The 10,913-nt window shown below is 50.0% G+C and carries 12 protein-coding genes; 9 read left to right on the top strand and 3 right to left on the bottom strand.

Features of this window, described 5'->3' with window-relative positions; genetic code table 11:
- Positions 1 to 319: 319 nt before the first annotated feature.
- The 3 genes from BLL38_RS21875 to BLL38_RS21885 form a co-directional block, all read right to left on the bottom strand.
- Positions 320 to 1,036: an MgtC/SapB family protein gene (locus BLL38_RS21875; RefSeq protein ID WP_076964315.1), complete on the bottom strand. Its 717-nt coding sequence runs from the start codon at positions 1,034 to 1,036 to the stop codon at positions 320 to 322.
- 317 nt (positions 1,037 to 1,353) lie between these two features.
- Positions 1,354 to 2,691 carry a lysine N(6)-hydroxylase/L-ornithine N(5)-oxygenase family protein gene (locus BLL38_RS21880; RefSeq protein ID WP_076964316.1) on the bottom strand — a complete coding sequence of 446 codons (1,338 nt, stop codon included), beginning with the start codon at positions 2,689 to 2,691 and terminating at the stop codon, positions 1,354 to 1,356.
- Positions 2,688 to 2,936 carry a hypothetical protein gene (locus tag BLL38_RS21885; protein WP_076964317.1) on the bottom strand — a complete coding sequence of 83 codons (249 nt, stop codon included), beginning with the start codon at positions 2,934 to 2,936 and terminating at the stop codon, positions 2,688 to 2,690. The genes BLL38_RS21880 and BLL38_RS21885 overlap by 4 nt, the downstream gene beginning before the upstream one ends.
- Before the next feature lie 330 nt (positions 2,937 to 3,266).
- Between BLL38_RS21885 and BLL38_RS21890 the strand changes: the two genes are divergently transcribed.
- The 9 genes from BLL38_RS21890 (at position 3,267) to BLL38_RS21930 (ending at position 10,751) form a co-directional block, all read left to right on the top strand.
- Complete coding sequence (locus BLL38_RS21890; protein WP_076964318.1) at positions 3,267 to 3,890, top strand: LysE family translocator; 624 nt, start codon at positions 3,267 to 3,269, stop codon at positions 3,888 to 3,890.
- 211 nt (positions 3,891 to 4,101) lie between these two features.
- Positions 4,102 to 5,481 carry a class I adenylate-forming enzyme family protein gene (locus BLL38_RS21895; RefSeq protein WP_262383188.1) on the top strand — a complete coding sequence of 460 codons (1,380 nt, stop codon included), beginning with the start codon at positions 4,102 to 4,104 and terminating at the stop codon, positions 5,479 to 5,481.
- A gap of 63 nt (positions 5,482 to 5,544) precedes the next feature.
- The gene (locus BLL38_RS21900; RefSeq protein WP_076964320.1) at positions 5,545 to 5,793 is read left to right on the top strand and encodes an acyl carrier protein; all 249 of its coding nucleotides are present in this window, start codon (positions 5,545 to 5,547) and stop codon (positions 5,791 to 5,793) included.
- A 12-nt stretch (positions 5,794 to 5,805) separates the two neighbouring features.
- The gene (locus BLL38_RS21905) at positions 5,806 to 7,206 is read left to right on the top strand and encodes an aminotransferase class III-fold pyridoxal phosphate-dependent enzyme (protein ID WP_076964321.1); all 1,401 of its coding nucleotides are present in this window, start codon (positions 5,806 to 5,808) and stop codon (positions 7,204 to 7,206) included.
- A complete protein-coding gene (locus tag BLL38_RS21910) occupies positions 7,203 to 7,607 on the top strand; it encodes an acyl-CoA thioesterase (protein ID WP_076964322.1) in 405 nt (134 codons plus the stop codon). The genes BLL38_RS21905 and BLL38_RS21910 overlap by 4 nt, the downstream gene beginning before the upstream one ends.
- On the top strand, positions 7,604 to 8,173 hold the full coding sequence (locus tag BLL38_RS21915) for a hypothetical protein (RefSeq protein ID WP_076964323.1): 570 nt from the start codon (positions 7,604 to 7,606) through the stop codon (positions 8,171 to 8,173). Before BLL38_RS21910 ends, BLL38_RS21915 begins: the two co-directional genes overlap by 4 nt.
- Before the next feature lie 90 nt (positions 8,174 to 8,263).
- Complete coding sequence (locus BLL38_RS21920; protein WP_076964324.1) at positions 8,264 to 9,373, top strand: beta-ketoacyl synthase N-terminal-like domain-containing protein; 1,110 nt, start codon at positions 8,264 to 8,266, stop codon at positions 9,371 to 9,373.
- On the top strand, positions 9,367 to 9,969 hold the full coding sequence (locus tag BLL38_RS21925) for a beta-ketoacyl synthase N-terminal-like domain-containing protein (protein WP_076964325.1): 603 nt from the start codon (positions 9,367 to 9,369) through the stop codon (positions 9,967 to 9,969). The genes BLL38_RS21920 and BLL38_RS21925 overlap by 7 nt, the downstream gene beginning before the upstream one ends.
- Positions 9,966 to 10,751, top strand: a complete 786-nt coding sequence (locus BLL38_RS21930; RefSeq protein WP_076964326.1) for an enoyl-ACP reductase FabI — start codon at positions 9,966 to 9,968, stop codon at positions 10,749 to 10,751. Before BLL38_RS21925 ends, BLL38_RS21930 begins: the two co-directional genes overlap by 4 nt.
- Positions 10,752 to 10,913: the final 162 nt, after the last annotated feature.

Raw genomic sequence — 10,913 nt, forward strand, 5'->3', positions numbered from 1 at the left:
CTGGCAGAACACCACGACTGTTTAGTTGCTTCATTGGCGACTACTCATTTAAGGAGCGCCAATACCCTTACACATCACACGAAACCCCTGTACCTGTGAGAATTGCCAGTTCCGACCAGCGGCGCTATCTACACAGAACGTTTCAACGGAATTTGGTTAGGTGCAACGGCTCAACATTAACAACGCAATGATGTTTCGCCTGAAGGTAAAATCCGGCGCACTTGTAGGACTTATCCTCACTAAAGCGTAGTCAAAAACAGCAAAAAAGCCGCCCTCCCATGACAGGAGGCGGCTTTTTTCGGCCCGGAAAAAGGCCCCCTCAATCGGTGGTGCTGGGGCTCCAGAAGGCTTGTACCACCAGGGTCGAGCGGGAAATCCGCGCCACCAGGGCGTCCAACTCGTCACCATCGACCGAGTTGGCGGCCAGCGTGGCTTCGATCTCCACCTCCTCAGTGCCAAAGGTCCGTACGTCGACATCACTGGCCGGGTAGTTGCAGCGCGCCAACTCCGATTCCAACAAGGCCATCACCGCCTGCTGCTGGGTACGCCGGGCGATCACGTAAAGGATGTTGGTCACCTCGGCCGACACCACGTCCAGGGGCTGGCGGTTGATGTTATTGACGATCGGCCGCAGCAAGGTGTTGGCCGCCAGCACAAACAAGGTGCCCAGGAGCGCCTCGATGATCAGGTCGGCACCGGCACAGGCGCCCACTGCCGCGGAGGTCCACAACGTGGCGGCGGTATTGAGCCCGCGTACATTGCCCTCCTCACGCATGATCACCCCGGCACCGAGAAAGCCAATGCCGGACACCACATACGCCACCACCCGCACGGCGCCTTCGGCACCACCGAGGCGATTGGCCATATCGACAAAGATGGCGGCCCCCACCGCCACCAGCACGTTGGTGCGCAGCCCTGCCGTACGCTGGCGGAACTGGCGTTCAAAGCCGATCAGGCCACCGAGAATAAAGGCCGCACTGAGGCTGACCAGGGTGTCGATCAAGGAATCCAGATTGATATTGTTGAGGGCCTGCATGATAAATCTCCCTTTGATTGCCCGCAGAATCCGCGTCGAAAAAAAGGGGGATCAGGCAGCCACCAGGACGGTTCGCTACCCCAATACCGCTTCTCGCTTTATCGGCGAGACAACGGCATGCAAATGCGCGTCAGCTGGCCAAGCCTGGTCGACAACTGTCACTCGAAAGTCTGTTCACGAAGGTCTGCGCTATGGTTGAAAACCGGCGCAGCTTACGCCCGCAGTCTGAAGGAAGAAAGTGACAGAGCAGCGAATCGGCGGGTTCTTCAGCAAGGGTTCAGCCAGGGTCGCTCCCGCAGGCGCGGGAGCGGCCGCTGTCAGCTGGCGGTGGCCAGCAGCCGGTCACGCACCGAGCGCCCCTGGCCCAGGCGTCGGTCATGCTCATGCAGCGACGCGGCAATCTCATCGGCGCGAATCGGCAGGATCGACAGCAAGGTATCGCTCAAGCCATGGCTGGCCTGGCTGAAGCCCTGCATGTAGATACCGGCCTTGCAGCGCTCGTCGGTGACCACGCGGTAATCGCGGCTCACGTCAAAGTCCCCCATATAGGCCTCAAGTGGCGCCAGCAACTGGCGATGCATCTGGCGCTCATAGCCGGTGGCCAGGACCACCGCATCGTAGTGGTTGAGCACGGTTTCACCAGTGGCGTTGTGACGCACCAGCAGCTCGATGCCCAGGGGCCCGGCGCTGGCTTTTTCCACGGTGGTCAGGGTGCGGAATGCGTGGCGGGCGATGCCGGAGACTTTCTGGCGATAGAAGATCCCGTAGATGCGCTCGATCAGGTCCAGGTCCACCACCGAATAGTTGGTGTTGTGGTACTCGTTGACCAAGCGCTCGCGCTCGCTGCTGGGCTGCTGGAACACCAGGTCGGTGAACTCCGGGGAGAACACTTCGTTGACGAACGGGCTGTCATCGGCAGGCTTGAGGGCCGAGCCGCGCAGGATGATATCCACCTGCACCGAGGGGAAGCTGTCATTCAGATCGATAAACGCCTCGGCCGCGCTCTGCCCACCGCCGATGATTGCAATGCGCATCGGCTTGCCTTCCAGGCACGGCTGCTGGGCCATGCGCGCCAGGTACTGGGAATGGTGGAACACCCGCCCGTCCTCCTTGAGCGCCTTGAACGCTTCGGGAATCCTTGGCGTACCACCGGCGCTGACCACCACCGAGCGCGCGGTGCGCACCAGTTGCTCGCCGTGGGCATCGCGGGAGATCACCCGCAGCGCCTCGACCTGCTGCTGATGCAGGATCGGCTCGATGGCCAGCACTTCCTCGCCATAGCGGCTCTGCTCGGTAAATTGCCCGGCGACCCAGCGCAGGTAATCGTTGTACTCCATGCGGCACGGGTAGAAGGTGCCCAGGTTGATAAAGTCCACCAGGCGCCCGTGGGCCTTGAGGTAATTGACGAAGGAATAGGGGCTGGTGGGGTTGCGCAGGGTCACCAGGTCCTTGAGGAAGGAAATCTGCAGCTCGCTCTGGCTCACCAGGGTATTGCCGTGCCAGCGGTAGTCGGCCTGCTTGTCGAGAAACAGCACATCGAGCTTGCCCTGGGCTTTCTCGCGCTCTTGCAGGGCGATGGCCAGCGCCAGGTTCGAGGGACCGAAACCAATGCCGATCAGGTCGTGAACCGCGGGCGATGCAATTGCCTGTGTCATTCCAGTGTCCTCTGGATAAGCCCCGTGGCAGTGGGGCGGAAAGCCTGGGCGACCTGCTGAACAACAGGCCATGTGTTGATAGGAAACGAGGACAATGAAAAAAAATTTAAGGCGCGCACCTTATTGAGCGGCTCGCCCATTCGGTAATGCTTCATTTCCCAGATCCTGTACTGCTCGACCCCGGCGAGGGGAATAATCAGGGGTTCGGCAATCTTTGAACGAGACAGGCCTTCAACTTCACGCAACAGGAAGCCTCCATGATACATGTGTTTGAAGTTCGCCGAGCCCTCACTAACTTCGGCCTTAATTTGCTAAAAAACACTTTGGTATTTCTGCGGTTGGGATTCGCCGGGAACGAATCGGCTTAAGAGTATCCGGCGCGTGTTTGCCTGCCCCTCGCCGGCTAAATTCCGAAAGCAAAATATTTTACTCTAGGGCACCCACACCAACCTCGCAAATACAACATCGATTTTTTTCAGAAATCGCAAATATCTGGAGCAATGCCTCTTGACATAGGCAAAAACCAATTGTAAAAAACAAAAATTCAATTTGCATATCTTCAGGTGGGTTAACAAATGGATTTGTCGACACTCATGCTTTTTGTACCGGCTTGTTTTGCTTTAAATTTAGCGCCCGGCCCAAATAACCTCCTCTCAATTAATAACGCGGCCCACCATGGCTTCACGGCATCTTGTTTTGCCGGGATTGGAAGGCTGATTGCTTTTACGATAATGATCGCTTTGGCTTCTGCTGGACTTGCCGCCGTCATCTTCGCGTCGGAAACAATCTTCACGATCATAAAAACTATCGGAGCTGTATATTTGATTTATCTGGCCTATAAACTATGGACCAGTGAAGGCTTTACCATGACTCAAATAGAAAATGGAGCCAAGGTAAGAATTTTTACACTAATGCGCCAGGAATTTCTTGTTGCAATCGGAAACCCAAAAGCAATTTTAATTTTTACAGCATTCCTCCCTCAATTCATTGTGCCGGACCAACATATTTCTGCACAATTTATAACGCTAGGAGCCATGTTTCTAGTCCTCGAATGGATCGCCATTGCGATTTATGCATACCTTGGACTGCACCTTCAGCGCTGGCTCGCCGGAGCGAAAGCAAAAAAACTATTCAATAGAGTCTGCGGCTCACTTCTTGGGGGTGCTGGCCTAGCCCTTCTGGTTGCGAGAAATGCCTAAGTCATCAGACTTCTAGGGCAATCAAAATTTTATTGATAATAACTCCTAAGAAATAAGTTTTGCTGTCGTATAGCGTCAAGGAGATCTATTGCTCTCGCAATTAACGGCATGAAGCCACTACCACCCTATTTTAATGGATTAAATCATGGGTTTCCTCGGAACTTCAAACTGCATTGCGTTGTTCAGCGAGCATATTGCAACGCACACTGCTATGAGACTACAAGACCCTCGGGCATCTAATTGGCCAAGCGTTATCAATGGTCCGTTATTTATTGATCGCGCTTATGATTGGGCTAAAATTTTTTTTATAGCAGAACCCGTAAACAACTCTCCAATATTGATATTGATGAGACTAGGCGTAGAGTCTGCCAGCCTGCTCTTGGGCGCGCTACAGGCCGGTCTATTTCCCATACTCATGAAACCGACCACTCCCATCCACTTAGTGATTGAGGCCGTACGAGAGTCTTCCTGCTCCTTAGTCGCAGTGCCATCCGGGCTACGGCTTGAAATTGTAAAGTATGGATTCATACCCGTGAGCCAAGGGGATGACTACGCAATCCTTCGGTCACCCTATCATTCGTTGCCTCATTCAGTGTTAGGGAATACCCCTATAATTGGAATACTTAGTAGCGGCTCGACCGGAAAACCAAAGGTCATCGTTCACACCTTAGATAGAGTCCTACACAACGCCATACTGCATGCAAACTCCATTGGACTTCGTGAAGAAGACACCGTAGCCCTGACGCTGCCGCTGAACTTCAGCGCAGGCTTGGTCGCTGGCTTATTAAGCACCCTGGTAACGGGCGCAAGCGGGATTTTCATTGACGCCCAAAAGATCAATCCGCGCAGGCTGCTTCCGCAGCTGAGTGTTTCTGTGTGCATGGCTACGCCAGCGACAATTATGAGCATGTACGACACTACCACCCTAGGCAGAGCAAGAATTGTAACTGTTGGTGGTGATGCGATTAACTATCGCCTTGCCTCTGGACTAATTGAGAGTTGCGGAAAAACCACCGAGATTTACTCTACTTACGGAATGACCGAAGCCGGCCCGCGCATCAGTAGTTCAATCATTACACGAGAAATTCTAGAGCATTACAATGCAATTCCCTTGGGTAAGCCCCTTGAGGGTGTTCAACTAGAAATCAGAGCAACTGACACAGTGGCTGGTTCAGGCGAACTTCTCGTCAATACACCGACCGCAATGTACGGTTACCTGAATCAGTCGTTGGAAAACCCTACCACTCAAGACAAACCATTCGGAACCATTCGAACAGGCGATATTTTCAAATTGTTGAGCGACGGCATGTTATTCGTCGGTCGCTCTGGGCGTATCATTGTGCGAGGAGGGGAAAATATCTATCCCGCTGTTATTGAGTCAGCTATTTTAAAACACCTGGATATCGACGATGTCTGGGTTACTGCTGAACCAGATGAATTACTGGGCCATGTCCCCAAGGCATATATTATTGGTAATCGAGAGATAGAAACCAATTACATGGCCAAAAAACTTCGCCAGGTTCTGCCTTCTTCTTATATTCCGGCCATTTGGGAATATGCTGAAAAGCTCCCAGATCACGCCAAAAAATAGATATAAAATTTGGCGCTGAGCCAATGTAGAGGGATCCCCCCTCGCCCAACCAGGAGATAAGTAATGACCGACAACGTAATTGAACAAAAAATCCGTAATTTCTTTATCGAAGACATGGTTAAAGATAATGTACGGGATACCGCAAGCACTGACGAGCTGGATCTTGATAGTCTGGACCAAACTGAACTAAGGGTTTTCCTTGATGAAGATTTTGGCATTAAATTCTCTGAACTGCCAGATATTGATCCATTTACCACTATCCAAGGAATTGTAGAGTTCATCCAAAAACATGCTCGTGTTGAAACGATCTAGCGAGGATTTGACATGGATAAGGTATGGGAAGCGGGGCTTCGGAAAGGAAAACTAGAGATTCAATCCTTACCTATCGAACTTCAATCCTGCGTGAGCAGTGGCGATGGAGTAGCTGATCACTATGGCGGAAGGACAAATTTCACTTTTGTAGAACAGCGGGACGACCGCATTCTTATTCTCGAGAAAATAGACAGCGATTACGCTCAAGCGCATACCGCTATCAATATGACGGGCGGATATGGAACCGGTATTTTAGGAAGTGCCATAAATGAACTCGCCTCCTCGCTTCCGGAAATTGTAAATAGGTCAGTTACCACCAACGACGAATTTCATTCGGTGGAACGACGTCAGTTGGTGTCCAACATAAAAAAAATGATTGCCTCTCACACTGGCAGTGAGGAAGACCAATGGAGCATCACCTTTACAAGTACAGGATCCGAAGCCATGGATCTTGCACTGCAATTGGTGTACCTGGAGGGACTCAACCTGACCACCGGCGTCAATTCGCGTCATAAAAAAGATATCGTATTAGCTTGCCATGGCGCTTGGCACGGCTGGTCTCAAGGTCCAAATCAGCTGTTAGATCGAAAGCAATTTACCGAAGGAGTACCACGCATTCGAGATCTGGAAGTGGTTTTTCTTCAGTACGGCGATGTTGAAAACCTACGCAGTCGGTTCGCAGACTATAAAGGCAGGATTCGTGCTATATCGGTAGAAGGTATCCTGGGAGACGGAGGTGTCATTACCGCCTCCTCCGAATGGTGGTCCGAGCTTTTCAAACTTGCTAAAGAAGAAGATGCTCGAATTATTGATGATGAAATCCTGACAGGATTTCGCACCGGAGCAATGCTGGCACTTCCCAAAAATCTGTCGCCTGATTGTATTACGCTCGGTAAAGCTCTCGGATTTGGACTATTTCCAATGTCTGCGGTAGTTTGGAGAAATGATAGGCTTTCGCTACGAGCAGGAATTGGTGTTCGAACGTTCAACGCTCGTCCTTTTCAAGCAGCAGTGGTAAATGCTGGCATTGAAATCATTCAGGGGCGGGAGCTTTTCAAACGAAGTACCCATATTGGCTCTAAATTATTAGAAGAACTTTCTTCGTTGCTGACGCTCTACCCTACGATACTCAAGGCCATACGCGGAAAAGGCTTATTCATTGGACTGGAACTGAATGGCACCTTCGCTCGACGGGGTAGAATGGTAAGAGATACACTTTTACGTCACGGCATTTTGACAGAAATCGAAAGTGGCATTTTCAATCGAAAAGTCCCGAAAGAGAAGCGAGTCAACGAAACTATTCGAATTACGCCTCCGCTGACTATTTCTGATGAGTCAATAGCAGATGCTATGCACGCTTTGAAACTGGCATTGGTGGAGATCAGCAACGCTTCCGCAACAAGCGTCGCATGACTCATTTCACGTATAAGCGCCACCTCCATCATTATGAAACAGACGCTGATGGCGTCTGCCATTTTTCCAATTACTTGAGGATATTTGAAGAGGCATTTGAGTTTTCCCTGACGCAGGTAGGCTTCGCAACAGCGAAGCTAGAGCACGGCTTTGCCGTGGTCGGTTTACAAGCGGACTACACGTATCCGTTACGAGCAGGAGATGAGTTCAGTGCAAACATACATTTTCCACGTATAAAACGCTCATTTTTAGAAGCTCACGTTTCTATACACATGGGAGTTAACCATTGCGCGTCCATCAAAGCCAAGTTAGCAGCAATAGATCGTACAACCAACAACTCGGCTTCGTTAGCCTCGTTACTCCGTGAAAAATTAATAACTCTAGTTATGGAGCAGCCATGAGTCCTAATAGCTTTTTGCAAATTATCAACTATGACGGCCCGAACAAGGGAGGTATTGGCCATACTGATTTAAAAAAGTACCTTCGTCACAAACATCCGATGATTGGGGTAGACCAAGTCGTCAAACATGACTTTGAAGCGGGTTGGCTTCACGCACAGAGGGCCGTCTCGAGTTCTCACCCTGCGTTTGAAGGGCATTTTGAAGACGCTGCAATTTATCCTGGTACAAACATGGCCCAGGACATCATCCAATTAGGTATCGTTCTATTCCTTGGTTCCACCCGCCCATTGGAAGGGGAAGGTCGAAATCAGGAACTTTCAGCCGTGTCAGATTTGAATCTGAAACTGGGCCATCCGGTGCCGCCAGGCATTCTACTTGATATCGCCCTCTGGCGGACAGGTGGAAAAGGTGATCACGCGATTCGATTCGCTTTCGAGGCGCGGGTCCGGGACTTTCCCTTTTACGAAAAGACTAACCAGCTTGGAGTCTCATTCAAAGCAGCTATTCAAGGTGACGCAGAACTAGTACGAGTGAAGCGCAAAGTTTATTCAGGAATCGGTTTTTAATTTTTGACTGTTGCGAGAGGCGGATAGACCGCCTCTCTATTAAAATCAATAAGCAGCAAAATTTAATTGCGTATTTAAAATGGAGTTTTCATGTCCATCTCAATAATCTACGGCGAGGCTCTAACATCACTGGGATATGGTCGGGAACTTTTCGACAAACTAGTTGCTGGAGAGTCGGGGCTCAAGAAGGCAGATGTCGTTTTTGACAACTTACCAAATCCCGAGTTGGCGGGCATGGTTGGCACCATAGAGGGGGTTGTGGGTGAAGAAAGAATCCCTCAGATCCTCGATAGAGCCTTCCATAGAATTCTCCCCTCGATAGTATTTGCATCCGATCTGGTTGTGGGCGGTTGCAGTTTCGGCGACTTGGCTGGCCCTGAAGCCGGAAATCCCCACGCCGCACTTGTAAAAGCCATGAAAAAGATATGGCCGTCTACAATTCCGCCAACCACACTGGTGTCTAGTGCGTGCTCCAGTGGGACGGACGCAATCATCGTCGCGGCCCAAGCCATAAGTTCTGGCCTGGCAAATATCGTTACGGTTATTGGTTTTGACTCCTTGGGTGCTGGAAAACTGATCCAGCATATAGCGCTCGGGACTCAAAGTGCAGACAGGGCCAGACCATTTGACGGCGCGCGCAGTGGCACTTCATTTGGAGAAGCCTGTGGTGTCATGGTTCTGGCAAACGATTGCGGTATGAAAAAACTTAAAACACAGCGCATTGGCCGTATAGCTAATTTTGGCTTATCTTCTGACTCATATGACATAGCCGCCCCCCATCCCGAAGGTATACATGCAAGTAACGCCATTAGAATGGCTACGAAAGGCCTCAATCTAGATGAGCTTGGCTATATAAACGTTCACGGAAGTGGAACCAGCTTGAACGATCAAGCCGAGGCAGCCGCGCTCAGACTGGTTTTCGGCGACTTCCTAGATCAAGCCATTATAGGTGGAACAAAAGGCGCTCTTGGTCATTCGTTAGGTGCTACGGGTGTAGTCGAAGCAATTATAACATTACAAGCAATGAACAACTCTATTTATCCTCCAACAACGGGCTTGTTAAATCTTGATCAGCAGATAGCGGCTCCTATTCTCCAAAAATCGAGCACACGGGGAAGCACGCACAAATTCGGCCTAACGACCACCTTTGGATTTGGTGGTGTTAACTCAGCCCTTCTAATAGAGGCTAGCCAATGTTAAACAATAGTACATCTCCTGGTTTCGGTCATTTTCAATCTGACAACACAAACAAAGCCCCAACATTAAATTTTAAAATTCAAGACAACCGGTGCGACCCTCTGGTGAGTGTTGCACTGAAGGCCTTGGAAGGGGCCTTATCAAATACTGGAGAAAGTGAACGTTCTCTTCAAACAGCTATTTTTTCAGTAACTGACACTGGTTGCCAGCATCATGCAAAACGAGTGATTGACGCACTAGCGACTATGAGGCCGAGGCAAGCTTTTTTTGCACGCGGGAGTGCCATCATGCTCTCGACTTACAGCTCAATGGCGATAGGCAGCCACGGCCCTTGTCTTTCAATGAGCGGACGGGGGACTGCTATTGCACTTGTGCTTAACCTCGCAAAGCATTTTTTGACCAAGGGAGATTGTCACAGGATCATTTTACTTTGTGCCGATCAAATAGATGGTGCCCTGAAAGCGTCAGCAGTTTACTTTTCATCTGCCAACACAGGCGAAATTGACAACCTAATAGAATACAGCCTTGATACAGATAATGTCGGTTTGTATGCAGAGTCAATAATTCAATCTTTTTTTTCGCGTGAGAATCTAGTATGAACCTTTCAGGTAAACGTGGAGTCGTGCTTGGCGTATTAAATAAAAAGTCAATGGCTGCAGCCTGCGCCTCCAGACTGATGAGCGCAGGTGCAGAGGTTATTTGCAGCTATCTCCCAGTAAAGGGCGATGAAGAACGTCGTCATATTTTGGCCACCCGCGCTATCCCTAGTATGCTTCCTGAGTACATGCTGCCTTGTGACGTCACTAACGACAGCAGCATAGAAAGTTTCTTTAATGCGGTAGCGGAGATTTTTGGGGAAATCGACTTTATCGTCCATGGAGTTTCTTTAATATCCTCCGACGCAACTATTGATAACTTGGCAGAATTACCAAGGCAGGCATTCCATACTTCAATGGATGTTTCTGTCTACAGTATGCTTGCGATTTCTAAATATGCAAAAGCCCATATGTCTGGAGGAGGCTCAATCATCACATTCAGCTATTTAAGCGCTGACTCACTGGTTCCGGGCTACGAACTGCTAGGTGTTTGCAAAGCAGCGCTTCAGGCAAGTGCATCTTATTTAGCATTTGAGCTAAGAAAATCAAATATACGAGTTAATGTAATAAGTGCTCCACCCTTTCCATCTTCCTCCGCCATCGGACATACGGCTTATAGCGGACTTTGCGATGCTTACGCAAAAAAATTGCTACCAGCAGCAATACCCTCGATCGATGAAATCTTAAATGTTGCAGTTTTTTTGATTTCTGACTTGTCGACAGGAGTAAGCGGTGAGCGAATTTTTGTCGATGGTGGTTTTCACAATATGTCAGCTGCAATATAGCCTGCTGCAATGGAATAACGCTGCCCCTGCCTACCATTACGGGCTCTTCGCATTTAAGGGTGTAGAAAAAATCTGACCGGCTGGAAAAGGAGTCGAGGATCTTAGAAAATGTAAGCTCTCACACCAACAAAAACTAAGCCCCCGACGTGAACAATCTTACCT

Source organism: Pseudomonas gessardii, assembly GCF_001983165.1.
GTDB lineage: Bacteria > Pseudomonadota > Gammaproteobacteria > Pseudomonadales > Pseudomonadaceae > Aquipseudomonas > Aquipseudomonas gessardii.

Coding starts and splice junctions, on each gene's coding strand:
- BLL38_RS21875 (WP_076964315.1), bottom strand. CDS start 1,036: ATGCAGGCCCTCAACAATATCAATCTGGATTCCTTGATCGACACCCTG.
- BLL38_RS21880 (WP_076964316.1), bottom strand. CDS start 2,691: ATGACACAGGCAATTGCATCGCCCGCGGTTCACGACCTGATCGGCATT.
- BLL38_RS21890 (WP_076964318.1), top strand. CDS start 3,267: ATGGATTTGTCGACACTCATGCTTTTTGTACCGGCTTGTTTTGCTTTA.
- BLL38_RS21895 (WP_262383188.1), top strand. CDS start 4,102: ATGAGACTACAAGACCCTCGGGCATCTAATTGGCCAAGCGTTATCAAT.
- BLL38_RS21900 (WP_076964320.1), top strand. CDS start 5,545: ATGACCGACAACGTAATTGAACAAAAAATCCGTAATTTCTTTATCGAA.
- BLL38_RS21905 (WP_076964321.1), top strand. CDS start 5,806: ATGGATAAGGTATGGGAAGCGGGGCTTCGGAAAGGAAAACTAGAGATT.
- BLL38_RS21910 (WP_076964322.1), top strand. CDS start 7,203: ATGACTCATTTCACGTATAAGCGCCACCTCCATCATTATGAAACAGAC.
- BLL38_RS21915 (WP_076964323.1), top strand. CDS start 7,604: ATGAGTCCTAATAGCTTTTTGCAAATTATCAACTATGACGGCCCGAAC.
- BLL38_RS21920 (WP_076964324.1), top strand. CDS start 8,264: ATGTCCATCTCAATAATCTACGGCGAGGCTCTAACATCACTGGGATAT.
- BLL38_RS21925 (WP_076964325.1), top strand. CDS start 9,367: ATGTTAAACAATAGTACATCTCCTGGTTTCGGTCATTTTCAATCTGAC.
- BLL38_RS21930 (WP_076964326.1), top strand. CDS start 9,966: ATGAACCTTTCAGGTAAACGTGGAGTCGTGCTTGGCGTATTAAATAAA.